This is a genomic window from Bradyrhizobium sp. DOA1 (assembly GCF_001593325.1).
Taxonomy (GTDB): domain Bacteria; phylum Pseudomonadota; class Alphaproteobacteria; order Rhizobiales; family Xanthobacteraceae; genus Bradyrhizobium.
Genome location: NZ_JXJM01000001.1, coordinates 7356739 through 7382255, shown reverse-complemented (window position 1 = coordinate 7382255; position 25517 = coordinate 7356739). Strand labels below are relative to the sequence as shown.

General features: G+C 64.4%; 20 protein-coding genes. 10 read left to right on the top strand and 10 right to left on the bottom strand.

The window, feature by feature from the left end; translation table 11 throughout:
* The first annotated feature begins 168 nt into the window (after nucleotides 1–168).
* The gene (locus SE91_RS34155) at nucleotides 169–1842 is read left to right on the top strand and encodes a glycosyltransferase family 2 protein (protein WP_245318582.1); all 1674 of its coding nucleotides are present in this window, start codon (nucleotides 169–171) and stop codon (nucleotides 1840–1842) included.
* 11 nt (nucleotides 1843–1853) lie between these two features.
* Here SE91_RS34155 and SE91_RS34150 read toward each other — a convergent pair whose 3' ends face one another.
* From SE91_RS34150 to SE91_RS34140, 3 genes are all read right to left on the bottom strand, one after another.
* A complete protein-coding gene (locus tag SE91_RS34150; RefSeq protein WP_061850757.1) occupies nucleotides 1854–2846 on the bottom strand; it encodes a glycosyltransferase family 2 protein in 993 nt (330 codons plus the stop codon).
* A 99-nt stretch (nucleotides 2847–2945) separates the two neighbouring features.
* Nucleotides 2946–3515, bottom strand: a complete 570-nt coding sequence (locus tag SE91_RS34145) for a class GN sortase (protein WP_061850756.1) — start codon at nucleotides 3513–3515, stop codon at nucleotides 2946–2948.
* Between the two features lie 134 nt (nucleotides 3516–3649).
* The gene (locus SE91_RS34140) at nucleotides 3650–5911 is read right to left on the bottom strand and encodes a marine proteobacterial sortase target protein (RefSeq protein WP_061850755.1); all 2262 of its coding nucleotides are present in this window, start codon (nucleotides 5909–5911) and stop codon (nucleotides 3650–3652) included.
* A 183-nt stretch (nucleotides 5912–6094) separates the two neighbouring features.
* Here SE91_RS34140 and SE91_RS34135 point away from each other — a divergent pair, with 183 nt between their 5' ends.
* Entirely contained in the window at nucleotides 6095–6865 is a 771-nt protein-coding gene (locus tag SE91_RS34135; RefSeq protein WP_061850754.1) for a helix-turn-helix transcriptional regulator, read from the top strand.
* Nucleotides 6866–6945: 80 nt separating this feature from the next.
* Here the strand turns inward: SE91_RS34135 and SE91_RS34130 are convergent, their stop codons facing one another.
* Nucleotides 6946–8169, bottom strand: a complete 1224-nt coding sequence (locus SE91_RS34130) for an ABC transporter substrate-binding protein (RefSeq protein ID WP_008540650.1) — start codon at nucleotides 8167–8169, stop codon at nucleotides 6946–6948.
* A gap of 72 nt (nucleotides 8170–8241) precedes the next feature.
* A complete protein-coding gene (locus SE91_RS34125) occupies nucleotides 8242–9792 on the bottom strand; it encodes an acyl-CoA synthetase (RefSeq protein WP_060737368.1) in 1551 nt (516 codons plus the stop codon).
* 263 nt (nucleotides 9793–10055) lie between these two features.
* On the opposite strand from SE91_RS34125, the gene SE91_RS34120 reads away from it, so the two are divergent.
* The 8 genes from SE91_RS34120 (at nucleotide 10056) to SE91_RS34085 (ending at nucleotide 20009) form a co-directional block, all read left to right on the top strand.
* Nucleotides 10056–11192: an acyl-CoA dehydrogenase family protein gene (locus SE91_RS34120; protein ID WP_061850753.1), complete on the top strand. Its 1137-nt coding sequence runs from the start codon at nucleotides 10056–10058 to the stop codon at nucleotides 11190–11192.
* A 132-nt stretch (nucleotides 11193–11324) separates the two neighbouring features.
* Nucleotides 11325–12488, top strand: a complete 1164-nt coding sequence (locus SE91_RS34115) for an acyl-CoA dehydrogenase family protein (protein ID WP_061850752.1) — start codon at nucleotides 11325–11327, stop codon at nucleotides 12486–12488.
* Nucleotides 12488–13144: a glutathione S-transferase family protein gene (locus SE91_RS34110; protein ID WP_061850751.1), complete on the top strand. Its 657-nt coding sequence runs from the start codon at nucleotides 12488–12490 to the stop codon at nucleotides 13142–13144. The genes SE91_RS34115 and SE91_RS34110 overlap by 1 nt, the downstream gene beginning before the upstream one ends.
* 203 nt (nucleotides 13145–13347) lie before the next feature.
* Nucleotides 13348–14148, top strand: a complete 801-nt coding sequence (locus SE91_RS34105; protein ID WP_061850750.1) for a helix-turn-helix domain-containing protein — start codon at nucleotides 13348–13350, stop codon at nucleotides 14146–14148.
* 199 nt (nucleotides 14149–14347) lie between these two features.
* Nucleotides 14348–15214: a beta-keto acid cleavage family enzyme gene (locus SE91_RS34100; RefSeq protein WP_061850749.1), complete on the top strand. Its 867-nt coding sequence runs from the start codon at nucleotides 14348–14350 to the stop codon at nucleotides 15212–15214.
* Nucleotides 15215–15328: 114 nt separating this feature from the next.
* On the top strand, nucleotides 15329–16945 hold the full coding sequence (locus SE91_RS34095) for an acyl-CoA carboxylase subunit beta (protein ID WP_061851463.1): 1617 nt from the start codon (nucleotides 15329–15331) through the stop codon (nucleotides 16943–16945).
* On the top strand, nucleotides 16942–18918 hold the full coding sequence (locus tag SE91_RS34090; protein ID WP_061850748.1) for an acetyl/propionyl/methylcrotonyl-CoA carboxylase subunit alpha: 1977 nt from the start codon (nucleotides 16942–16944) through the stop codon (nucleotides 18916–18918). The genes SE91_RS34095 and SE91_RS34090 overlap by 4 nt, the downstream gene beginning before the upstream one ends.
* A 278-nt stretch (nucleotides 18919–19196) precedes the next feature.
* On the top strand, nucleotides 19197–20009 hold the full coding sequence (locus SE91_RS34085) for a hypothetical protein (protein ID WP_061851462.1): 813 nt from the start codon (nucleotides 19197–19199) through the stop codon (nucleotides 20007–20009).
* Here the strand turns inward: SE91_RS34085 and SE91_RS34080 are convergent.
* The 5 genes from SE91_RS34080 to SE91_RS34060 are packed head-to-tail and all read right to left on the bottom strand — an operon-like array spanning nucleotide 19981 to nucleotide 25454.
* Complete coding sequence (locus SE91_RS34080; RefSeq protein ID WP_061850747.1) at nucleotides 19981–20967, bottom strand: ABC transporter ATP-binding protein; 987 nt, start codon at nucleotides 20965–20967, stop codon at nucleotides 19981–19983. The genes SE91_RS34085 and SE91_RS34080 overlap by 29 nt on opposite strands.
* A complete protein-coding gene (locus tag SE91_RS34075) occupies nucleotides 20964–21971 on the bottom strand; it encodes an ABC transporter ATP-binding protein (RefSeq protein WP_061850746.1) in 1008 nt (335 codons plus the stop codon). Before SE91_RS34075 ends, SE91_RS34080 begins: the two co-directional genes overlap by 4 nt.
* A complete protein-coding gene (locus tag SE91_RS34070) occupies nucleotides 21971–22864 on the bottom strand; it encodes an ABC transporter permease (RefSeq protein ID WP_061850745.1) in 894 nt (297 codons plus the stop codon). The genes SE91_RS34075 and SE91_RS34070 overlap by 1 nt, the downstream gene beginning before the upstream one ends.
* Nucleotides 22865–22873: 9 nt before the next feature.
* A complete protein-coding gene (locus SE91_RS34065) occupies nucleotides 22874–23821 on the bottom strand; it encodes an ABC transporter permease (protein ID WP_061850744.1) in 948 nt (315 codons plus the stop codon).
* Nucleotides 23822–23855: 34 nt separating this feature from the next.
* Nucleotides 23856–25454, bottom strand: a complete 1599-nt coding sequence (locus tag SE91_RS34060; RefSeq protein ID WP_061851461.1) for an ABC transporter substrate-binding protein — start codon at nucleotides 25452–25454, stop codon at nucleotides 23856–23858.
* Nucleotides 25455–25517: the final 63 nt, after the last annotated feature.

The window sequence follows — 25517 nt, the reverse complement described above, 5'->3', positions numbered from 1 at the left end:
TTGCTGCGGCCTGCCGGCCTCGCTGCGCGCGGTCGAGCGCGGGATTCCGGCGAATTGATCGGGATGGACTCCATGCCGCGGGGCGGAATGAGCGGGACTTCGTGACGAGGCTAGCATCGCCAGACTTTTGGCGAAAGTGCGAACGATCCGTCGAAATGCTAGGAGTGCATGGCGTTCGTCCTCTCGATGGTGATCATGCCGCTCCTGTCAATCGTGGTGCCGACTCTCGATCGTCCCGATACGCTTCGCCACGCCTTGGCGACCATGGCGTGTCAGCCCGCGCATGTCGATTGCGAGTTCATCGTGCAGAACAATGGCGGCAATCCCGAGATCGCGGACATGGTCGCGGGTCTGAAGGATGCGCGCTTCAGGCACTTTGCCAGCGACACCGTCCTGACCATGACCGACAATTGGGAGGCGGCGCTCGGCCACGCCTCGGGCGAATACGTCGGCTTCATCGGCGACGACGACGGACTGATGCCCTATGCGTGCGCCACCGCGTCCGAGATCCTCTCGGGCCGCAACATCGATCTGTTGAGCTGGCGCGCCTACAGCTACTACTGGCCAAGCTACCACCATCCGGCATTTCGCAACCGGCTGGTCGCCGAAATCGACCTTGCTTCGTCCGTGGAGCGCGTTTCGTCACGCCGCGAACTGGCCCGCATCTTCGGCTTTCAGGCTCACTATGCGCATCTGCCGATGATCTACAATTCGTTCGTCCGGCGCGATGTCATCGATCGGATGCGTGCGATCGGCGGCCGCTATTTCATCGGCCTTTCGCCCGACGTGGCATCGGGCATCGCCAATACCGCGCTGACCGACAGCTTCGTCCGCCTCTCGCGGCCGCTCGGCATGGCCGGCTTTTCGCGGCACAGCACCGGTCACGCCCTGTTCTTCGAGACCACGGATCTGCTGCAGACCTCGCGCGGCGCCCGCGATTTCGGAGCGATCGACGACGATCCGCAGCTTCCCGATCTCAACGCGCTCCAGCTCTTCATCGCCAAGGACATGCTCGTCCTCAAGCGTCTGCTGCTGGCGGACGACGATCATGTGAGGCTCGACTTCAAGTCGCTGGCGCAGGCCCTCGCGACCGATATCAACGATCGTCCGCTCCTGTATGATCGCACGGTCCGGACCATCGGTGAGCTCGCTCGTATGCATGGTTTCGACGTCGCAGACATCATCATTCCGGCGCGCCTCACAGACCGGCCGCCGCCCGGGCGAGGTGTCCGCCCAAGCGGGCCGAACCGCATGCTTTACGAGCTCGACGGTTCGGCGCTTGGGCTCGGCTCGATCGCGGATGCGGCGCGTGTGATCGCGCAGTTCGTGCCGGATCAGGAGCCGTTCGATCCAAGCACTCTGGAATTTCCCGTATCCGCACCGCGCCTGGGCACGGAGAAGCTCGCGTTCACGCGCGGTGACGCCGGCGTCGCTGCATTGATCGAGGGATGGAGCGAACCGGAGGAATGGGGCACCTGGTCCATTGCCAGGAGCTGTGTGCTTCGCTTCGAGCTCGATCCCGTTCCGTCGCGGCCGGTCGAGATCGTGCTGGCCTGCCGGGCCTTCGTCTCCGACGGGAATCCGCGGCTGCATGCCTTCTGCCGCGTCTGCGACGGGACGCCACAGCAACTGACATTCTCGATGGGAGCGTTCGCCGGCCAGCGCCGTCTGACGCTCGATCCCGCCGCCGTCGCCGCCGACGGAACGGTGACCATCCACCTGGCGCTGTCAGATCCGCGCTCCCCCGCGGATCTTGGATTGAGCGCCGACGTGCGGCCACTCGGCATCGGTCTGGAGCGGATCTGGCTCGAAGACAACGTCCGCTCCTCCCGAACTCGTTGACCACGGCCTGCTCAATACCGCAGCAGGCGCAGCTTGTGGGCGTAATGATAGGCCAGTTGCTTCGCGAGATAGGGAGCGATGGCGCGTCGGATCTGCATGTGTGTCGGATCGAAGCCGAGCACGCGACGCCGCAGGACGCCCATCTCCCTGACTCCGACCGCGTAGGTCGACGCCGTCTTCTGGGCGTCGTGAATTCGGAAGCAGGCGAGAAACCGTGGCACGCGCACGAACTTGAATCCGGCTGCCTGAGCCCGCAGGATGAAGTCCCAGTCCATCGCATAGTGGAAGTTTTCGTCGACCGGCCCGATCTTGTCCCACACGCGCTTGCGCCAGAACATCGTCTCCTGCGGAATGTAGTCGGCATATTGCAACGCCTGGCCGTCGTGAGGCGGCAGCACGGCACGCCCCACCTCGAGCCCGTCGCGATCGACGAAGACGCGATGGCCGTAGACGATGTCGACATGGGGATGCGTCATGAAATAGTGGGCGACATAAGCGAGTGTGCCGGGCAACAGCATGTCGTCGCTGTTGAGATAGGCCATGATCTCGCTGTCGACGCCGGCGAAGCCGACATTGATGGCACTGGACTGTCCCTTGTCGGGTTCGCTCCTCCAGCTGATGCTGTCGCCGCGGCCCTTCAGGAGCTCGAGCGTGCCGTCGATCGAGGCGCCGTCCTGCACGTGATAATGCAGGTTCGGATAGTTCTGACTCACGATACTCTCGATTGTGGCACCGAGATATTGCGCGTGATTGTAGCTGGGCGTGACCATTGCGATCCGCGGCGCACTAGCGTCGACCGGGGGCGCCGGCGCGAATGTCGCCAGGTTGAGAAGGCGTGGCGGATATTGTTCGAAGGTCCACATCGGCGGACGCCGCCAGAGGCTGCGCAGGGAGGAGCGTCTTTGTCCGGCGGCAACGCGATCAAGATTGCGTTCCAGTAGCGCGACGCATTTTTCGAGCTGCTCCAATCGCTGTTCGAGGCGCAGCTTGAACTCGTCGTCCATTACCGTTCTACCTGCAATTGGAGCGTAAGATGGTCAATCGACCATGCTTATAGCTCTCCGGCCGTCAACGCCAGTTCAGGAGCTCCAGATTGCGAACGGCTATTCATCGGCTGCGATCAAGATGGCATGCAGGACATAGCGCTCCGGGCCGGACGTGACCGCGTCGAACGGCCAGCACGTCGCAAGCACGAGCTCTGCGTCCCGCGTCGTAGGATCGATGCCCGATGCATCGAAGCGGACCACGGCGGAGGCATCCGCGCGATAACGAAAGCGTCTGCCGTCGCTGCGTGTGACATCGACCACATCGCCGATGGCCACATCCCGCAAGAAACGAAAGTGTGTGTCGCGATGGCCGGCATAGACGGCAACGCCGCGCTCGCCAACCTCAGCCGTTTGGTGGATGTGTCCGGGACCGAAGGCAAGCGCCTGGCCACTGGCGCCCTCCAGCACGATGGCGCTGGAGCCGATCCGCTTCACCTCGATCCGCGCGACGGGCCAGGTGTCGGCCCATGACCATGGCTTGACCGGCCGGCCCGTCGCGATGCTTTTGTCGAACGCGCGCTCCAACAACATCTGCGCGAGCCACGCCTTGGCATGGACGTAAGCGCCATCGCCGAACAGGATCAGGCCGATTAGCGCAAGGACCGGGGGAGGGATGAAGCGGGGCATAAACAAGTCCTTCCCGTCATTGCTTCGTCGCTTCGCTCCTCGCAATGGCGATTGACAAAAAAGGCGCGCGCGGCCGTTGGTTGTGGGACGGGCAGCCGCGCGCGCTGAAGCAGAGGAGTCGGGGGGCTCCTCTCTCAAGCGGCGTCGGTGAGCAAGGGCCGACGCCGGTTGAACACGAACAGGAACAGGGCGAGCATGATCAGGATCAGCCCTGCGATCATCTTCAGCTCGGCCGAGGTTGCGGTCTTGGGCAGGCGGATCGCGTCAGGCGCAGAGGGGATTGGTCGTCGCGCGGTCGGCTGGTTGCGCGCATCCGCATGGCGTTCGCGCAACTGCTCGGGCAACAGCTGTCGTTCGCCAAAGACCTTCTCGAAATCCCAGCCGGCCGGCAGGTTGAGCGGCAATTCGCTGAGCTTGAGCGGCTCGCCTTCGGGGCGGCTCGGCGTCTTGTCGACCGCGACCAGGCTGGTCAGCCGGGTGACGATCTGATGGTCGAGCGCCAGCGCCAGGATTGCCTTGTCGGAATCTTCTGGCGTCATCTCGCGCAAGGTACGCGCCACTTCGGCATCGCCGATCTTGCGCTTGGCCCAAAGTTTCGACAGGCCCTTGCCTTCGGCGGCATTTTCAAGCGGCAGCGTCACCGACCACGGGCGATCGCCGACGCGACCCTTGATCTCGACCGAGCCCGCGAGCTTGTCGAGCTTGGTCGCCAGCACCAGAGGCTCGTCGCGATAGACGTCGGGAATGATCGCCGGGGTAACGTCGGCCTTGGCTTCGGAGAATTTTGCGGTGAGCCCGGTCACCACAGGATTTTCCAGCTTGGCGAACAGACCACGCATGCGCTCCTCCACCTGTTCGACGGAGCCGATATGGGTGAAGGCGCCGCGGCCGAGCTCGGCGGCACGTGTCATCAGGTAAGTATTGGGCGCAGACCCGATCCCGACCATGAACACGCGCGAGCGGCCGCGCATCGCCGTGATCGTTTCGAACAATTGCTGTTCATTGCCGATCGCGCCGTCGGTCAGGAACACGACTTGGCGGACCATGCCGGTGTCGCCGAGCTTGTCGGTCAGCGCCGCCCGCATCGCCGGCACCATCTCGGTGCCGCCGCGCGCCTGTAGGGCGCTGACGAAGGAGGTCGCCTCGCCGACATGCGCGGCATCCGCCGGCACGGAGGCGGGAAACAGCATGTCCATGGTGTCGTCGAAACGGACCACGTTGAAGCGATCGGTCGGCTGGAGACGGGAGAGCGCATAAGCGAGGCTGGCCTTGGCCTGGACGATCGACGTGCCGCCCATCGATCCCGAATTGTCGATCACGAACACGACCTCGCGCGGCAGTGGCTTCTGCGTCGCCTGATCCACGCTGGGAGGGGTGACGAGGGCGAGCAGGTAATCGGCACCGCCGACACGCTCGCGGAACAGGCCGACCGACGGCGCCTTCTCCGCTACCGGTTTCCAGGTCAGCTCGAAGTCGCGGTCGGCCGCGACGGTACCGTCGGCGAGAGTGACCACGCGCGTCGTGGCGTCAGGGCTCTCGATCTTGACGTTATGGTGATGGCTCTTGATTTCGCCGAGCGCAAAGCCGGCCTTCAGGCGCACCGTGATGCTGGTCGGGTTGACCGGCGCGTGCTTGGCGGGATCAAGCACCGGCGGCGAGATGCGGTCGCGGTCCGGAACAGGGTCCGAGTTGATCGCGCCCCAGCCCGAGCCGTCCTTGCGGAAGTCCACGCTCTGCACGATCGGCGCCGGATTGTAGCGCGGCCCCACCACCAGCGGCAGGCGCAGCGAATATTCATTGCCGGACTGATGCACCGGCTCCTGATACTCGATCTGCACCAGCACGGTTTCGCCGGGCCCGATGTTAGCGAGCGAGTTGGTGAAGATGTTCGGCCGTTCCTGCTCGGTCAGCGCCGCCTTCTGACCGGCGCGGCGCGCCTCCTCGTAGATCACGCGGGCCTGCTGCCGCTCCTTGATGTCGCCGACGATGATGCGATCGCCCACCACCATCTTCAGCGTATCGACGGCACCGCCGGTCGCGAGCGGATAGACATAGGTCGCTTCGACCCAATTCTTGGTCGGATTGCGGAAGACCTGCGTCACCCTGGTGCGCAGCGTCGGACCTGACACGGTGACGTCAATGTCGATGCCCAGGCGGATCGCTTCGGTTGTGGCGCCGTCGTGCTTCAGGAGGAGAGTGCCGGAGCGGGCATCGCCGGGCTGGAGCAGGCTCGCCTGCTCCGTCGTCGCCGACCAGCCCGGCTGGAAGCTGACCAGCAGGGCGACGAAGGCGACCAGCACTACCGCGATGCCTTGTGCCAGAAGAAACAGTCCGACCACGATCAGCCGGCCCAGCCAGGGGTGTTCGTTGTTGTCGACCGTGTCGCAATTGTCCATCTGGCCTGCTCCCGAAGGTGTTTGACGACGTGAGCATCGGTCGGAAGGGCCTGATTTCGCGAGCAGAATGATCGGCAATGTTCCGCCTTGGCCGGCCCGGCCGCGCCGCCGCCACGGCGTGGTGTGCGGTTTTGTGCTGGTTTGTCCGCCCTGCTAGAATGGCCGTCCTGGAGCAGGGACTTGATGCAGACGCAGGATAAACTCACCGACAAGCAGCTTTCGGACGAGCAGAGCCGGGAGATTGCCGAGACCATTCGCGAGGAGCTGGCCAGACGGCGGATCTCGAGGCAGGCGCTGGCCGAGCAGGCCAAGCTCAGCCTGTCGACGCTAGAAAAGGTGCTCGGTGGCCGCCGGCCGTTCACGCTGGCGACGACGGTCCGGCTGGAGCAGGCACTGGGCGTTTCCTTGCGCAAGAGCGCCGTCGTGGTGACGCCGCCGGCCGCAAACGATGTCGCACCCGACAGCCTCGGCTCCTATGCGCACCGCGCGGTGAGCTGGCTCGAGGACGTCTACATCACCCTGCGGCCGTCGTTCGGCGACAAGGACGCGATCTTCGCCTATCGCACCGAGATCATCTGGGAGCCGAAAGTCACCTCGCTGGTCTTCCGCGAGGGCGAACGGACCGATGCCGCCTACGAACATACCGGTGAGGTCGCCGTCCCCCACCAGTCCGGCTTCATCTACCTCGTCATCATCAAGCACGGCCAGCATCGTGTGATCACGGTGTCGCGGCCGACAGTTGCCGGTGAAATGTATGGCATCATCTCGACGCTCCGCGCCGGCCCGGGTTCGCAGCTCACGCCGGTCGCCGCGCCGATCGCCTACTTGCCGCTCAAGAACGTCCCGAAGCCGTCCTTGGGACGCGTCGCGCCCGACGACGCCAACTACGGCCTGTATCGAAAGCATCTGCGCCGCACGGTGGGAGAGTCCTTTGCGCTCTTCCTGCCCGCATAGCCTTGCTTCGACTTCGCTCACACGAAAAAGATAGCGGCCTTTCGGCCGCCATCTCGTTGAGCATGGTCAGCTGATGCGGGCTAGCCTCCGGTTTCCGCGCTGATGATGTCGCCGAACAGCTCCCACTGACCAGCCTTAAAGCGGATCATCTTGAGCTGCTCGATCGGCGCGAAGTCGTTGGGGCCGGTGTTGATCTTGATGCCGGGGATCAGCGTATCCGGCGCGAAGTCCTTCAAGCTGGCGGCCTGCTTCATCACGTTCTCCCGCGTCAGCACGTCGCCGCACTGCTTCAAGGTCTGGACCAGGGTCTGCGCGGCGGCATAGCCATAGACGACGTTGGTGTCGGAGACGTTGGCGCCGGGCATGTACTTGTCGATGAACGCCATGAACTTCTTCATGCCTTCGTCGTCCTTCCATTGCGGATCGGACGCGTCCTTCAGATAGCTTGCCGACAGCACGCCTTCGGAGGCCTCGAGACCCGCGGGCTTCATCACCGCGCCGATCGAGATCGACACGTCGGTCATCACATGCATCGGCTTCCATTCGAGCTCGGCGATCTTCTTGATCGCCTGCGCGGCGAATTTCGGCGTCGAGATGTTGACGAAGACATTGGCGCCGGTGCCCTTCAGCTTGACGATGTGGGAATCGATCGAGGGCTCGCTGGTCTCGTAGCTCTCTTCCGCGACGATCAGTGAAGACGCCTTTTCGCCGAAGATCTCCTTGATGCCGGCGACGTAGTCCTTGCCGAAATCGTCATTGGCATAGAAGATCGCGACCTTGGCATCGGGCTTGGCCTGCAGGATATATTTGGCGAAGATTCGCGCCTCGACGCGGTAGCTCGGCTGGAAACCCATGGTCCAGGGAAAACCCTTTGGGTCGTTCCATTTGCTGGCGCCGGTGGCCAGGAAGAGCTGCGGCACCTTCTTGGCGTTATGATATTTCTGCACGGCGGTCTGGGTCGGCGTGCCCAGCGCGTTGAACACCAGGAACACTTCGTCGCTCTCGATCAGCTTGCGGACTTGTTCCACGGTCTTGGGCGGCGAATAGCCGTCGTCATAGGAGATCCAGTTGATCTTGCGGCCGTTGATGCCGCCCTGGTCGTTGATCATCTTGAAATAGGCTTCCTCGGTCTTGCCGATGATGCCGTAGGCCGAAGCCGGGCCGGAATAGGCCTCGACATTGCCGATCTTGATCTCGGTGTCGCTGGCGCCTGTGTCGTATTTCTTCTGCGCGTAGGCGCCTTGAACCGAGAGCAATGACAGGGCAGCTGCGGCCGCGAGGAGGACGAGTTTCTTGTTCTTCATGGAAATTCCTTGGCGTTTCTTGTGGGTTGGGCAGGCACGTCAAAAAGAAAAGCGCCCCGAAGGGCGCCTCGATCAAGCGTTGGCGGCTTTCTTGTCGATCTCGGAAGCCACCGAGAACTCCTTGCGCAAGGTCGGCTTGTGGATCTTGCCGGTCGCGTTGCGCGGCAGCGCCTCGACGAAGCGGATCTGGCGCGGGCACTTGAAGCGGGCCAGATTGGCGGCGCAATGCGCGTGCACGTCGGCCTCGGTCAGCTTCTGGCCGGGCTTCACCGCGACGATGGCGAGGCCAACCTCGCCCCATTGCGGATCGGGAATGCCGATCACGGCGGCTTCCGCGATGGCGTTGAGCTGATGCAGGACGTTCTCGACCTCGGCCGGATAGACGTTCTCGCCACCCGAGATGTACATGTCCTTCCAGCGATCGACGATGTAGTAGAAACCTTCCTCATCGATGCGGGTGGCATCGCCGGTGTGCAGCCAGCCGTCGGTGAAGGACGTCTTGTTCGCTTCCGGCCTATTCCAGTAGCCCGGCGTGATATTGGGCCCCTTGACCCAGAGCTCGCCGAGCTCACCGACATCGGCATCGCTGCCGTCGGGGCGGACGATACGCACTTCGGTATGCAGCACCGGCTTGCCGGCGGAGCCGGCCTTGCGCGCTGCGTCCTCGCGGTCGAGCACCAGCACGGCTGGCGAGGTCTCGGTCATGCCGTAGCCCTGCTGAAGCGCAACGCCGCGCGCCTCCCAGACCTTGAGCAGTGGCACCGGCATCGGCGCGCCGCCGACACCGCCGACGATCAGCCGGCTGAGATCGGTCGTGGCGAAGGCCGGATGCTGCGCCATGAACTGGTAGATCGCGGGCACGCCGAAGAACACGTTGATGCCCTGCGCAGTGTCATTGATCAGGCCGAGCGCAGTGCCGGGATCGAAGGCGCGCATGATCATCACGGTGCCGCCGGCATGCAGAACGGGATTGGTGTAGCAGTTGAGCCCGCCGGTGTGGAACAGCGGCAGCACGGTGAGCAGCACCGAGGACGGACCGATGCAGGCGGGGCCGCCGAGATTGACGCAATTCCAAAACGTCATGCCATGGGTGATGGTCGCGCCCTTGGGATGTCCCGTCGTGCCCGACGTGTACATGATGGTTGAGACGTCATCGAGCGTGACCTCTTCGGCGCGGTCGAGCGGCCTTGCGGCGGCGATACCGGCTTCATAGGTGCCGCCGGGGCCGAGCAGCAGGCTGGTCGGGATGCCGCAGAGCTTTGCGACGCTGAGCGCGGTCTCGGCGAGATCGGTGTCGTGGATCATCACCTTCGGCGCGCAGTCAGCGGTGATGAACTGCAGCTCGGGAACGGTGAGGCGAGTGTTCAGCGGCACGAAGATCGCGCCCAACCGCCCGCAGGCAAACTGCACCTCCAGCGTATCGGTCGTGTTCAGCGCCAGCACCGCGACACGGTCGCCGCGCGAGACGCTGAGCGTGTGGCGCAGGAAGGAGGCAAGGCGCGAGACGCGTGCATCGAGCTGCGCATAGCTGAAGCGGCGCTCGCTCGCGAGGTCGACCAGCGCGACCTTATCAGGCGTGCGGCGGCCATGATGGACAATCCAGTCATAATAACGAACGGCCAAAGGTCCTCCCTCGGCGGCCTCGCGCCGCCCGCGTGTCCATTGTCGTGCACCATGCCCGGCATGGCCCTGGGGCCAGCCGGAGTCTGTGCACCACGTCTTTTTTTGATGCGGAGTTGGCCTGCGAGGAGCGAAAATCGTCTTGCGTTCAGTTGCTAGGGCATCGGCCGCGCGACCGGCTGGTCCGGATCAGCCACTCCACGCAAGTGAACCAACAATGTTCCGGCCATGGTGGCTGGACGAAATCCGTCCGAGGCGCGAGTGCCATGAAGAGCCCGTTCTATACCGCGGAGCACGACGCCTTCCGCGACGTCATGCGTCGCTTCGTCGACAAGGAGATCACCCCGTTCGCCCATGAATGGGACGAGGCCGGTGAATTCCCGCGCGCGCTCTATCGCAAGGCGGCCGAGATCGGGCTGTTGGGGCTCGGATTCCCCGAGGAATATGGCGGCATCGCCGCCGATCAGTTCATGAAGATCGTGGCCAGCCAGGAGCTCGCGCGGGCTGGCGCCGGCGGTGTCAGTGCCAGCCTGATGAGCCACACCATCGGCTCGCCGCCGATCGCGCGCGCGGCGCGGCCGGAGGTGAAGGCACGCGTGCTGCCGCAGGTGCTGGCCGGCGAGAAGATATCCGCGCTCGCGATCACCGAGCCGGGCGGCGGCTCCGATGTCGCGAACCTGCGCACCCGGGCGCGACGTGACGGCGATCACTACGTCGTGAGCGGGGAGAAGACCTTCATCACGTCAGGGATGCGGGCCGAATATCTGACCGTTGCCGTGCGTACCGGCGGCGAGGGCGCTGGCGGCGTCAGCCTGCTCCTGATCGAAGGGGATACGCCGGGCCTGTCGCGGACCAAGCTGAAGAAGATGGGCTGGTGGGCCTCCGACACCGCGACCTTGCATTTCGACGAATGCCGCGTGCCCGCCGCAAACCTGATCGGCGAGGAGGGTCAAGGCTTCAAGATCATCATGCAGAACTTCAACAGCGAGCGCATGGGCATGGCGGCGAGCTGCACTGCCTTTGCGCGGGTCTGTGTCGACGAGGCGATCGCCTACGCCAAGGAGCGCAAGACCTTCGGTAAGCCGCTCGCCCAGCATCAGGTCATCAGGCACAAGATCGTCGACATGGCGCAGAAGGTTGCGGCCTCCCAAGCGATGCTGGAGATGCTGGCCTGGCGGCTCGAACAGGGCGAGAGCCCGGTCGCCGAAATCTGCATGATGAAGAACCAGGCGACCCAGACCATGGCCTTCTGCGCCTCCGAGGCGGTGCAGATCTTCGGCGGCGCCGGCTTTATGCGCGGCATCAAGGCCGAGCGCATCTATCGCGAGGTCAAGGTCAATGCCATCGGAGGCGGCACCGAGGAGATCATGAAGGATCTGGCGTCGCGGCAGATGGGATTGTAGCCGCATTCTCCGTCATGCCCGGGCTTGTCCCGGGCATCCACGTTCTTTTGCCGGGTGACGAAGCCGTGGATGGCCGGGACAAGCCCGGCCATGACGAGCACATCAGAGATACGAGAGCTGAGCTGACAAAAAATGCTATTCACCGCCGACCACGACGACATCCGCCGCTCCCTGCAAAAGTTCATCGCCAACGAGATCAATCCTCATGTCGATGAGTGGGAGAAGGCTGACATCTTCCCGGCCCATGAGCTGTTCAAGAAGATGGGCAGCCTCGGCTTTCTCGGCCTGAACAAGCCGGTGGAGTTCGGCGGCTCAGGCCTCGACTATTCCTATGCACTGATGATGGCCGAAGAGCTCGGCGCCATCACCTGCGGCGGCGTACCGATGGCGATCGGGGTGCAGACCGACATGGCAACCCCGGCACTGGCGCGGTTCGGCTCGGACGAGGTGCGGCGCGAATTCCTGGCGCCGTCGATATCGGGCGACTACGTCGCCTGCATCGGCGTCTCCGAGCCCGGCGCCGGGTCGGACGTGGCCTCGATCAAGACCAATGCGCGCTCCGATGGCGACGACTACGTCATCAACGGCGGCAAGATGTGGATCACCAACGGCACCCAGGCCGACTGGATCTGCCTGCTCGCCAATACCGGCGACGGGCCCGTTCACCGCAACAAGTCGCTGATCTGCGTGCCCATGAAGAGCAAGGGCGTCACGGTGGCGCGAAAGCTCGACAAGATGGGCATGCGCTCGTCGGACACTGCGCAGATCTTCTTCGACAATGTCCGCGTGCCCAAGCGCAACCGGATCGGCGAGGAGGGCAAGGGCTTCACCTATCAGATGATCCAATTCCAGGAGGAGCGGCTCTGGGGCGCGGCGGCCTGCCTGAAAGCGCATGAATACATCATCGATCAGACCATCGAATACACCCGCAACCGCAAGGCCTTCGGGAAGTCGATCCTCGATAACCAAGTCGTGCACTTCAAGCTGGCGGAGATGCAGACCGAGGTCGAGCTGTTGCGTGCGCTGATCTATCGCGCCGCGGAGCAGCTGGTGGCCGGCGAGGATGTGACGCGGCTTGCGACCATGGCCAAGCTGAAAGCCGGGCGGCTCGGGCGCGAGCTCACCGACGCCTGCTTGCAATATTGGGGTGGAATGGGCTTTACCAACGAGACGCCGGTGAGCCGCGCCTATCGCGACAGCCGCCTGACCTCGATCGGCGGCGGCGCCGACGAGGTCATGCTGATGGTCCTGTGCAAGATGATGGGCACGCTGCCCGGCAGCAAAGGAAGTGCTTGATGATCACGCTGTATCACTGCGACGCTGCACGCTCGTTCCGTCCGCTCTGGATGCTCGAGGAGATGGGGCTGCCGTACGAACTGAAGATGCTGCCGTTCCCGCCGCGGGTCTACGCCAAGGACTATCTCGGCATCAATCCGCTCGGCACCATCCCCTTCCTGATCGACGGTGAGACGCGGATGACGGAGTCGTCAGGTATCTGCCATTATCTCGGCATCCAACATGGTCCGACGCCGCTGATGGTCGGCCCCGAAGATCCAGCCTATGGCGCGTTCCTGAACTGGATGTATTTCAGCGATGCCACGTTAACCTTCCCGCAGACGCTGGTGCTCCGATACACCCAGCTCGAGCCGGAGGAGCGGCGCAATCCGCAGGTCGCCGGCGACTATGCCAAATGGTTCCTGGGACGCCTGCGCGCCGTCGAGGCAGCGACCGCGAATGCCGAAACTTTGTGCGCAGACCGGTTCACCGCCGCTGACATTGTCATCGGTTACGCGCTTCGCCTCGCCGATAACATCGGCCTCTCCAAGGATTTCGGGCCAAATGTCGCAGCCTATTGGGCGCGCCTGCAACAGCGGGAAGGCTTCAAGCGCGCGGTTGCTGCGGAGCAAGCGGCCGGAAAGCAGCAGAATGTTGCGCCGAGGGTGAGAGGATAATCTCCGCCGTCGTCCTGGCTCTGCGGTCCGCTTCGCTTTGCTTGTCCAAACGACGGGATGGACGGTTCCGAGCTCTACTCATCCTGCTGGAATGCCAGCGGTTTGCGTCTCATGACAGCGCTATCGCGTCGTGACAGCGCCCAAATTTCCGCTAAGGTGACCTCCGTCCGCAGCGGCCAGAGAGCCGCGCGAGGAGGAACCCAATGGAATATATCGGTCGCGAATCCGACCATCTGATGCTGATCACACCGGAGCGCGTGTTCTATGCCGGCCTGCTTGGCCGGCCCCGCAAGCGGACCCCCGGTTGCTGCCATGTCTATGTCGCGGTGAAGGGCAGCCTGCATCTGACGATCGACGACGTTCACACATCAGACGAATTGATCGTGACCCTGCCTAACCAGCGCCATTCGATTGCGAGCGACTACCGGACTGCGATCAGCGTGACGCTGGAGCCGGAAAGCATGCCGGATGGCGTGATCGAAGCTCTGGCCGAACGGCTGCGGGGCCCGGACAAGGCCGCCTATGCCCGCAAGATTCTCGCCGCCTATGCGCTGCTGCGCCAGCGCCGCTATGGCGACCTCACCACCGCCGAGTTCGACGAGATGTGTTTTGGCGAGCCGTTGCCGCGCCGCGTGCTCGACCCGCGCGTGATGCGCGCGGTCGCCCGCATCGAGCGCTTCTCCGGCGAGCCGGTGACGGCCGACACTTGCGCGGCCGAAGCGGGCCTGTCCGCCTCGCGCTTCTTGCATCTGTTCAAGGAAGAGACCGGCATCTCGTTCCGCTCCTTCCGCGCCTGGAAGCGCGCGCGGCATCTGTTGCACTTCGCCAACCAGGACCTCAACCTTGCCCATCTCGCGCAAGACATCGGCTATCCCGATTCCACGCATTTCAGCCACTCGATCCGCCGCTTCTACGGATTGAAGCCGCGAGCGATCTTCGTCGGCTCGCGCGACCTTGCGATCTATCGCAGCACCGAGACGGTGCGGCTGGCGGAGGCGAGCTAGCGCCGTTCTTGTAGGTGGGCAAAGCGAAGCGTGCCCACCATCTTTGCTAGACACGGAAAATGGTGGGCACGGCGCAAGAGCGCCTTTGGCCACCCTACGATTTCCTATCCTGTACTCAGCTTCTCCGCGCAAGAAGCCGCATCCCCGCGCGTCACATGATCGCAACCGTTGAATTCTCAACGTGCGAGACATTTTTGGCATGAGCGACAAGGCCGTCATCACCTGCGCGCTGAACGGCGTGCTCACCGACCCGAAGCAGCACAACGTGCCCGTGACGCCCGAGCAGATGGCACGCGAGGCCAAGGCTGCATTCGATGCCGGCGCGTCCGTCATGCATATCCATCTGCGCCAGCAGGCGCCGAACAAGGGGCACCTGCCGTCCTGGGAGGTCGCGGTCAGCAGGGAGATCCAGCAGGCGATCCGCGAGGCCTGCCCCGGGGTCATCATCAACCACACCTCGGGCGTCTCAGGTCCGAACTACTCGGGCGCGCTCGACTGCATCCGCGAGACCAAGCCCGAGATCGCAGCTTGCAATGCCGGCTCGCTGAATTACCTCAAGGTCAAGGCCGACAACACCTGGGCCTGGCCGCCGATGATGTTCGACAACGCGGTCGAGAAGGTGAAGGACTATCTCGACGTCATGAACGCCGTCGGCACCATTCCCGAGTTCGAATGCTTCGACGTCGGCATCGTCCGCTGCGTCGGCATGTACCACCAGGTCGGCATGTACAAAGGCCCGCTCGAATACAACTTCGTCATGGGCGTCGCCTCCGGCATGCCGGCCGATCCCGAGCTGCTGCCGATCCTGATCAAGCTGAAGCGTCCGGAAGCGCATTTCCAGGTCACGGCGATCGGCCGCGAGGAGATCTGGCCGCTGCATCAGCGCTGCGCCGAGCTCGGCGGCCATTTGCGCACGGGGTTGGAGGATACTTTCTATCTCGCCGACGGCAAGAAGGTGACGTCGAACGGGCAGCTCATCGAGGCCGTCGCTGCTTGCGCAAGACGCGCGGGCCGCGAGATCGCAAGCCCTGCCGAGGCGCGGAAGATCTTCGGGACGAATCGGTAAAGTATCGCCTCACCCGTCATTGCGAGCGAAGCGAAGCAATCCAGAATCTCTCCGCGGAAGCAGTCTGGATTGCTTCGTCGCTTCGCTCCTCGCAATGACGAGCAGGATCAGATCATGTCCACCATCGAAAACACCATCTCCCCCGGCAGTGCCGCCTACCAAGCCAACCGCGACGGCATGCTCGGTCTGATCGACCGCATGCGCGCGCTGGAGGAGCGCACGCGTGCGGCCTCGGCGGCCGCCAAAGACCGCTTCCACAAGCGTGGCCAGCTGCTGCCGCGCGAGCGCGTCGCGCTGGTACTCGATCCCGGCGCGCCCTTCATCGAGCTGTCGACGCTCGCCGGCTACATGTTCGACGTACCGGATGCGGCCAAGAGCGTGCCGGGCGGCGGTGTCATCGCCGGTATCGGTTTCGTCTCGGGCATCCGCTGCATGGTCAGCGCCAACGACGCCGGCATCGATGCCGGTGCGCTGCAACCCTACGGCCTCGACAAGACGCTGCGGGTGCAGGAGCTTGCGCTGGAGAACAAGCTGCCTTACGTGCAACTCGTCGAAAGCGCCGGCGCCAATCTCTTGCGTTACCGCGTCGAGGATTTTGTTCGCGGCGGCAACATCTTTCGCAACCTGGCCCGGCTCTCGGCCGCCGGCTTGCCGGTCGTCACCGTCACGCACGGCTCTTCCACCGCCGGCGGCGCCTATCAGACGGGCCTCTCGGATTACATCGTGATGGTCCGCGGCCGTACCCGCGCCTTCCTCGCCGGCCCGCCGCTGCTGAAGGCCGCGACCGGCGAGGTCGCGACGGAGGAAGAGCTCGGCGGCGCCGAGATGCACACCCAGGTCTCCGGCCTCGGCGATTATCTCGCCGAAGACGACCGCGACGCGCTGCGCATCGCGCGCGAGATCATGGCTGCGATGGAATGGGAAAGGCCAGGCCGGGCGCCTTCCGAATTCAAGCCGCCGCGCTACGACCAGGACGAGCTGCTCGGCATCATGCCGATGGACCACAAGCGGCCCGTCGACATGAAGCAGGTGATCGCCCGCATCGTCGATGATTCCGACTTCACCGAGATGGCGCCGAACTACGGACCCGCCACCGTCTGCGGCCACGCCCGCATCGAGGGTCAGGCCATCGGCATGATCACCAACAACGGCCCGCTCGATCCTGCCGGCGCCAACAAGGCGACGCATTTCATCCAGGCCTGCTGCCAGACCCGTACGCCGCTGCTCTATTTGAACAACACCACCGGCTACATGGTCGGCAAGGCCTATGAGGAAGCCGGCATGATCAAGCACGGCTCGAAGATGATCCAGGCGGTGACGTCGGCGACAGTGCCGCAGATCACGATCTATTGCGGCGCTTCCTTCGGCGCCGGCAATTACGGCATGTGCGGGCGGGGCTTCCATCCGCGCTTCTGCTTCTCATGGCCGAATGCCAAGACCGCGGTGATGGGCGGCGAGCAGGCCGCGGAGACCATGGCCATCGTGACCGAAGCCGCCGCCGCGCGCCGCGGCAAGCCGATCGAAAAGGACAAGCTAGAGGCCATGAAGGCACAGATCATCGGCGTGTTCGACGGCCAGATGGACGTGTTCTCCACCAGCGCGCGTGTGCTTGACGATGGCGTCATCGATCCGCGCGACACCCGCGCGGTATTGTCCGAAGTGCTCGCGATCTGCCGCGAGGGCGACGCGCGCACGCCGCAGCGCATGCAATTCTCGGTGGCGCGCCCATGAGGAACGGATCAGTGCAGCACCGGCCGTTCTTCAAGGTCCTGGTCGCCAATCGCGGCGAGATCGCGCTGCGTGTCATGCGCAGCGCGCGGCAGCTCGGCCTCGGCGTTGTCGCAGTCTATTCGGATGCGGATCGCGATGCGCTCCACGTCAAGCAAGCCGATCAGGCCGTGCGCATCGGCGAAGCCTTGCCGGCGCAGTCCTATCTCAATATTCCCGCGATCATCAAAGCGGCCAAGGCCAGCGGGGCCGACGCCGTCCATCCCGGCTATGGCTTCCTCGCCGAGAACGAGGAGTTCGCGCAGGCCTGCAAGGAGGCCGATCTCGTCTTCATCGGCCCGTCACCGCAGGCGATCGAGGCCATGGGCAACAAGGCCGGCGCCAAGGAGATCATGAAGAAGGCCGGCGTGCCCATCGTGCCAGGCTATCAGGGCGCCGATCAAGGTGAGGAGGTCATGCTCGCGGAGGCCAGGAAGATCGGCTTTCCGGTAATGATCAAGGCCGTCGCCGGCGGTGGCGGTCGCGGCATGCGGCTCGTCACTGACGGGCCATCCTTTCCCGATGCGTTGCGCAGTGCGCGATCGGAAGCAAAGGCCGCGTTCGGCGATCCCACCGTGATCATCGAACGCGCCATCCAGAATCCACGCCACATCGAGATCCAGGTGTTCGGCGACAGCTACGGCAATGCCATCCATCTCGGCGAACGCGACTGCTCGGTGCAGCGGCGTCACCAGAAGCTGATCGAGGAGGCGCCGTCGCCTGCGGTGACGCCGGAGCTGCGCGCGAAAATGGGCGAGGTCGCGGTCTCCGCCGTCAGGGCGCTGCGCTATGAGGGTGCCGGTACGCTCGAATTCCTGCTCGATGAGCGCGGCGAATTCTACTTCATGGAGATGAACACGCGGCTCCAGGTCGAGCATCCCGTGACCGAGGCGATCACCGGGCTCGACCTCGTCGAGCTGCAACTGCGCGTCGCGCGCGGCGAGCCTTTGCCGGTCAAGCAACAGGACATCAAATTCTCCGGCCATGCCATCGAGGTGCGGCTCTGCTCCGAAGATGCCGTAAGCGATTTCATGCCGCAGTCCGGCCGCATGGCGCGCTGGCAGGTGCCCGATGGCATCCGCGTCGAGCACGCGCTGCAATCGGGCACGGAGATCCCGCCGTTCTACGATTCCATGATCGCCAAGGTCATCAGCCACGGCGCCACGCGCGAGGAGGCGCGAGGACGGCTGATCGTCGGCCTGGAGCAGCTTACGGCATTCGGCGTGACCACCAATCAGGCGTTCCTGATGTCGTGCTTGCGTCATCCCGGGTTCGCCAAGGGCGAGGCGACGACGGCCTTCATCGGCGCGCATCGGGACGAGCTGTTGTCGCCGCGGACGGATGGCCTATTCGATGCAGCGCTCGCGGGCCTGCTGCTCTACGTCACCAATCCTCACGCGCCGTCATGGCGCAGCGGCCGGAGCTTGTCGGCGACATTTCCTCTGCCTGCAAAGATCGAGATCGCCGGCCATGCGCATGAGCTCGAAATCACGCGCGAGCGCGACGGCAGCTACATGGTTGCCGCCGATGGTCGCCAGGAGAGGTTTGAGATCGATCAGCTCGATGCCGACGCCATCCGCTTTCGCCATGATGGCGTCATGGACGCCGCCAAATTCCTGCGCGACGGCGACCGGCTCCATCTCCAGCACCGCGGTATCCCGCTTGCGGTGACCGATCTCACTCTTGCCGCACCGAAGGCTGCGGCAAGTAATGGTGGTGACGGCAAGGTGCGTGCCGCCATGAACGGCCGCGTCGTCGCCGTGCTGGTGAAACCCGGCGACCGCGTTGCCGCCGGCCAGCCGGTGCTGACGCTGGAGGCGATGAAGATGGAGCACGTCCACAAAGCCGGCGTCGACGGCGTCGTGGCCGCGATCGATGTTGCCGAGGGCGAACAGGTCACGACCGGCAGGATCGTCGCAGAGATCGGGGCGGGGTAGCGTTTCGCTACGTCATTGCGAGCGCAGCGAAACAATCCGGAATCTCTCCGCGGGAGCGGTCTGGATTTGCTTCGCTGCGCTCGCAATGCCGTTTGAAGGTTGTGTTGCATCAACATCTCGCGCTTCACGAGTGTTCTGAGCGAGCGAGCTCTCGCTTACGAAAAAAAATTATGATTTCAATAAGTTGTTGGTCGGCTGCGAGATCGCAATTTCGATTGAACTTCGTTCATTTCTGAGCTACAAATATTGAACGATGTTCAATGCATGGAATCCACCGCATGTTCCGCGCAAACAATCCTGCCCCAGCGACCGATGCCATACTCCCTTCGGTGTCGCGCCGCTCCTTTTTCGCCGCCCCGCAAGTCCGCGAGAAATATCTGACGGTCGCGCTATTCGTGCTCGCACTCGCGGCGCTGTTCGCGCCCGCGCTGCCGGCCGCCGGCTGGCACATTCCGCATTTCGTCGACACGCGCGCCTGGCTCGGCGTGCCCAACGCCGGCGACGTGCTGAGCAATCTCGCCTTTCTTGCAATGGGTGTCTGGGGCTCGGAGCGGCTGCGCGCCCGGAAGGACGCGCCCGTGGGTGCGAGCTGGTTCTTCGTCGGACTGATCCTCACTTGCCTGGGCTCCGGCTTCTATCATCTGGATCCCGACATGGCGGAGCGGCTCGTGGCTGATCGCCTCGGCATGGCGGTGGCGTTCGCGGGCTTTCTGGGCATCGCGGCCAGCGAGCGCATCAGCGTGCGCGCAGGCGAAGCGGTGCTGGTTCTGATGATGGTTGCGGGCCTGCTCGCGGCTTGGGTGGCACGCGAGAATCTCACGCCTTGGGTGGTCGTGCAGTTCGGCGGCATGGCGCTCGCAGTCGGACTGGCTTTGACACGGCCTCGGCCTGGCGCGATTGGCGTGCCACTCGGCGGCGTGCTCTTCTTTTACGTGCTGGCCAAGCTCTTCGAGCTCGGTGACGCGGCGATCTTCGAAGCGACCGGGCACATCGTCTCGGGCCACACGCTCAAGCATCTGGCCGCGGCGCTGGCGGCTTGGCCGATAATCCGGGCGCTCCGGCCTACTGGCTCCGCCCCGTCCCTTCATTGAGCAGACATGCCACCTGGTGCCCATCGCCGGCGTCCACCAGCGCGGGCCGCTCGGTCCTGCACCGCTCCATCGCGAACCGGCAGCGGGTGTGAAAGGCGCAGCCCGAGGGCGGATTGACCGGGCTCGGCACGTCGCCATCGACCAGCGGCGCAAGTCTTTTCGCGAGCGGATTCGCGACCGGCACGGAGGCGAGCAGGGCTTGCGTATAAGGATGGCGTGGATTGCGGAATAGCTTGTCCTTGTCGGCGATCTCGACGATGCGGCCAAGATACATCACGGCGACGCGGTGGCTGATATGAGCGACCACGGCGAGGTCGTGCGCGATGAAGAGGTAGGAGAAGCCGTGCTGGCGCTGCAGATCGATCAGGAGATTGATCACCTGCGCCTGGATCGAGACGTCGAGCGCGGAGACCGGCTCGTCGCAGACGATCAGGCGTGGTTCCAGGGCGAGCGCCCGTGCGATGCAGATGCGCTGGCGCTGGCCGCCGGAGAATTGATGCGGGAAGTTGCGCATCTGGTCCGGCCTCAAGCCCACCTGCTCGAACAGTCTTGCGACGCGCGCCTCCAGCGCCTTTCCGGTCGCAAGGCCATGCACGGCGAGCGGCTCGCCGACGATGTCGCCCGCGGTCATGCGCGGATTGAGCGAGGCGAACGGGTCCTGGAACACGATCTGCATCGAACGGCGGTGCGGACGAAGATCGGACTTCGAGAGATGGGTGATGTCCTCGCCTTCGAGGCGGATCTGCCCCGAGGTCGGCTCCACCAGCCGCAGCACGCTGCGTGCGACCGTCGACTTGCCGCAGCCGGACTCGCCGACGAGGCCGAGCGTTTCGCCGATACCAAGCGAAAACGACACGCCGTCGACCGCATGCACGGTGCCGACGCGCCGGCGCAGCACACCTGCGCGCACCGGATAGTGCTTCTTGAGATCTGTGACCTCGAGCAGCGCTTCGGTCATGCCACCTCCGCAACTTCCGCCGCGCGCCAGCACGCTGCGAGATGGCCGCCGCCCCAATCCGTCAGCGGCGGATATTCGGCCTCACAGCGCTTGATTGCCAGCTTGCAGCGCGGCGCAAAGGCGCAACCTTGCGGTAACCGCACCAGCGACGGCACGGTGCCGGGAATCTCGTTGAGCCGCGCTTGCGCGGCGACGCCGGACGCCGGCACCGCCGGGATCGAAGCCATCAGCCCGCGGGTATAGGGATGTTTTGGCGCGGCAAACAGCGCCTCGACGCTGGCTTCCTCGACCTTCCGCCCCGCATACATCACGATCACGCGCTGCGCGGTCTGCGCGACCACGCCGAGATCATGCGTGATCAGCACGAGGCCGGTACCGAGCTCCTTCTGAAGATCGAGGATCAGCGCCAGGATCTGCGCCTGGATGGTGACGTCGAGCGCGGTGGTCGGCTCGTCCGCGATCAGCAGTGCGGGCCGGCAGGCCAGCGCCATCGCGATCATCGCGCGCTGGCGCATGCCGCCGGAGAGCTGATGCGGATATTCCCGCGCACGCCGCGCCGGCTCGGGAATGCGCACCAGCCGCAGCATCTCGACCGCAATCTCCCTGGCCTCCTTGGCCGACAGGTTCCGGTGCAGCCGCACCGCTTCGACGATCTGGTCCCCGATCCGCATCACCGGATTGAGCGATGTCATCGGCTCCTGGAAGATCATGGAGATGCGGTTGCCGCGGATCTTGCGCATCTCCGCTTCATCCAGCGCCAGCACATCGGTGCCTTCGAGCGAGACTGTGCCGCCGACGATGCGCCCCGGTGGATCGGGCACCAGCCGCATCAGCGACAGGGCAGTGACGCTCTTGCCGCAGCCGGATTCGCCGACGATCGCCAGCGTCTCGCCGCGCTTTACGCTGAAGGAGAGATCGTCCACGGCCTTGAACAGGCCGGAATTGGTGAAGAACACCGTCTTCAGGTTCTTCACGTCGAGCACGAGATCGGATTTGTCAATCATCAGCCGCGCTGCCGTGGGTCGAGGACGTCGCGCAGGGCGTCGCCGAACAGGTTGGCGCCGAACACGGCGAGGCTGATGGCGATACCCGGGAAGATCACCAGCCAGGGCGCGGTGCGGACATATTCGGCGGCGGATTCCGACAGCATGCGGCCCCATGACGGATAAGGCTCGGGGATGCCGAGGCCGAGAAAGGAGAGGGAAGCTTCGGTGAGGATGGTCGAGCCGAGCTGCGCGGTGGCGAGCACGATCAGCGGCGCCAGCGTGTTCGGCAGCACGTGGCGCAGCGCGATCCGCATCTCGCTCATGCCGATCGATTTTGCGGCCTCCACGAAGGGCTGCTCGCGCAGCGCCAGCGTGTTGGCGCGGATCACGCGCGCGACCGTCGGAATCAGCGGAATCGCGATGGCGATGATGACGTTCGGCAGCGACGGGCCGAGCGCCGCCGTCATCACCAGCGCGAGCACCAGCAGCGGTAGCGCCTGGAGCACGTCCGAGACGCGCTGGAACACGAGATCGACCCAGCCGGAGAGATAGCCCGACGTCAGCCCGACGATCACCCCGATGATGCCGCCGAGCGCGGTCGAGCCGAGCCCGACCGCCAGCGAGATCCGCGCCCCGTGGATGATGCGGCTGAAGACGTCCCGACCGAAGGAGTCCGTGCCCATCCAGTGCGCCAGGCTCGGGCGGGCCAGCGCACGGGCGGAATCGACCGTCAGCGGATCGTAGCGTGCGATGAAGTCGGCGAAGATCGCGGTGAGGACGAATGCCGTCATGATGACGAGCCCGGCCGCGCCCAGCACATGCCGCTGCGCCATGAACAGCACGCGCCGCCACCCGCCGGTCGCGTGCGCGCCGGCGCGCCTCAGTTCAACGTCGAAGTCGATCGCGGCCAAGCTGATCTCCTAATCCGTGTACCTGATCCGCGGATCGAACACCGCGTAGAGCATGTCGACGATGAAATTGGCGAACACCACCACGACGGCGATGAACATCACGAGGTTCTGCACGATCGGATAGTCGCGCCAGCGGATCGCCTCGACCAGGTAGCGGGCGACGCCGGGGATGTTGAACACGGTCTCGGTCACGATCAGGCCGCCGATCAGGAACGCGGCCTCGATGCCGATCACGGTGATGACTGGCAGGATCGCGTTCTTCAGCGCGTGATGATAGTTCACGGCGGCGTCGGAGGCGCCCTTCGCGCGGGCGGTGCGAATGTAGTCCTGCCGCAGCACTTCCAGCATCGAGGAGCGGGTGATGCGCATGGTCAGTGCCGCGCTGCGGAAGCCGACCGCGGCAGCCGGCACGGCATAGGTGGCGAACGCTTCGAGCCAGGTCTGCGGATTCGGGTTGAAGATCGGCATCTGGCCGAACATCGCCACCGACGCGGTGAGGATGAGCAGGCCGAGCCAGAACGAGGGCAGCGACAATCCGCTGAGGCTGACGACGCGCAGGGCATAGTCGAGCTTCGTGCCCTGCTTCACCGCGCTGATGACGCCGAGCGGGATGCCGATCGAGGCCGAGAACAACAGCGCGAGGCCGGCAAGCCGCGCCGTGATCGGGATCCGCGGCAGGATCTCCTGCAGCGCCGGCTTTTCCGAGACGTAGGAGTAGCCGAAGTCGCCGCGCAGGAAACCGCTGATCCAATGCCAATATTGCACGACCAGCGGCCGGTCGATGCCGAGCTCCTTCTCCAGATTGGCCTTGTCGGCGGGATCGACATAGCCGGCGGCGGCAAACAGGATGTCGACGATGTTGCCGGGCACGATGCGCAGCAGGAAGAAGATGACGATCGAGATCCCGAACAGGGTCACGAGCATCAGGAACAGGCGCCGCACCAGATAGGCAAACATGCACCGCCTCCCGTCGAGCCGCCCGTGGCCTGCCCTACTTGTCCAGCCACGCGTCCTCGTAGCGGTAACCGTTATAGGAGCTGTTCGTCATGATGGTGATGCCCTTGACGTAAGGCTGCCAGCAGCTGCCCATGCGGCTGTGGAAGATGATGGGCCGCGCGACGTCCTCCTGCAGCTTCTTGTCGATGTCCCAGACCAGCTTCTTGCGCTTCTCGACGTTGGTCTCCTGCGACTGCACGTCGAGCAGCTTTTCGATCTCCTTGTTGCAGTAATTGGTGTAATTGCGCTCCGAGCCGCAGGCATAGTTCTCGTAGAAGGACTGGTCGGGGTCGTCCACGGCATTGCCGGTGAGATTGAGTCCGATCATGTAGTCCTTGCGCGCGACCTTCGGGAACCAGTTCGCGGTTTCCACGACGTCGACCTCGCCGTCGATATAGATGTTCTTGAGCTGGTCGATCAGGATCACCGCGGGATCGCGATAGATCGGGATGTTGCGCGTGGAGACCTTTACGGCGAGATGCTTGTCGGGCCCGTAACCGGCCTTCTGCATCAGCTTCTTGGCCTCCTCGCGGTTGGCCTTCACGTCGGGGCCGTAACCGGGAATAGTCTCCAGGATCTCCTTGGGCATGCCCCACAGGCCGTTCGGCGGCGGCAGCATGGTGCCGCCGACGTCGCCCTGGCCCTCGAACATGATCGAGATGAACGCCTTGCGGTCGAGCGCCATCGCCATGGCGCGGCGAATGTCGACATTGTCGAACGGCGGCGAGGACGAATTGACGATGATGTTGGTGGCAACGTTGGTCGGCGCGATCTCGCAGATCGCGTTCGGCGCCTGCGACTTGACGTCCTTGACCAGCGGGATCGTCACCTCGGTCGGGAAGGTCATGTCGAACTTGCCGGCGATGAAGGCGAGGATCGCGGTCGAGCGGTTCGGGATAATGGTGAATTCGATGCCGTCGAGATAGGGCCGGCCCTTGCGCCAATAGTCGGGATTTCGGGTCAGCTTGATGGATTCATTGGCCTTGAACTCGACGAATTTGAACGGGCCAGTGCCGATCGGATGCGTGCGCATCTCCGCGGGCGGGACATGGCAGGGATAGACCGGCGTGTAGCCCGAGGCCAGCAGCGCCAGCAGCGACGGCTGCGGCCGCTTCAGGTTGAAGGAGACCTCGAAGTCGCCGCTGGTCGAGACGTCGTTGACCTGGTCGTACCAGGTCTTGCGCGGGTTCTGCCGGAACTTCTGCTGCGCCTTGCCCATCAGCATGTCGAAGGTGCATTTCACGTCGGCCGAGGTGAACGGCTTGCCGTCGTGCCATTTCACGCCCTGGCGCAGCTTGAAGGTCAGCGTCTTGTTGTCGCCCGCCCAGGCCCAGCTCTCGGCGAGCTCGGGCACGATGCTGTCCATGCTATTCTGCGCCACGTCCTGCTTGTAGATGACGAGGTTGTTGAACACAGGCATGAAGGGAATGTTGAGCGAGTAGGTCGCGCCCTCGTGGATCGAGGCGTTGGCGGGGCTGTCGCGGTGATACATCCGCATAATGCCGCCCTGCTTGGGCTCGCCAGCCAGCGTGGTGGTCGAGGCCGTCAGCACAGATAGCGCCGCCATTGCGGCGAGCGCCCACACGCTCCGCATGCTCATCCTCCCTGGACAACGGCCTTTGCCGGCCTGTTTGTCAGACGATAGCGAGACAGGTGG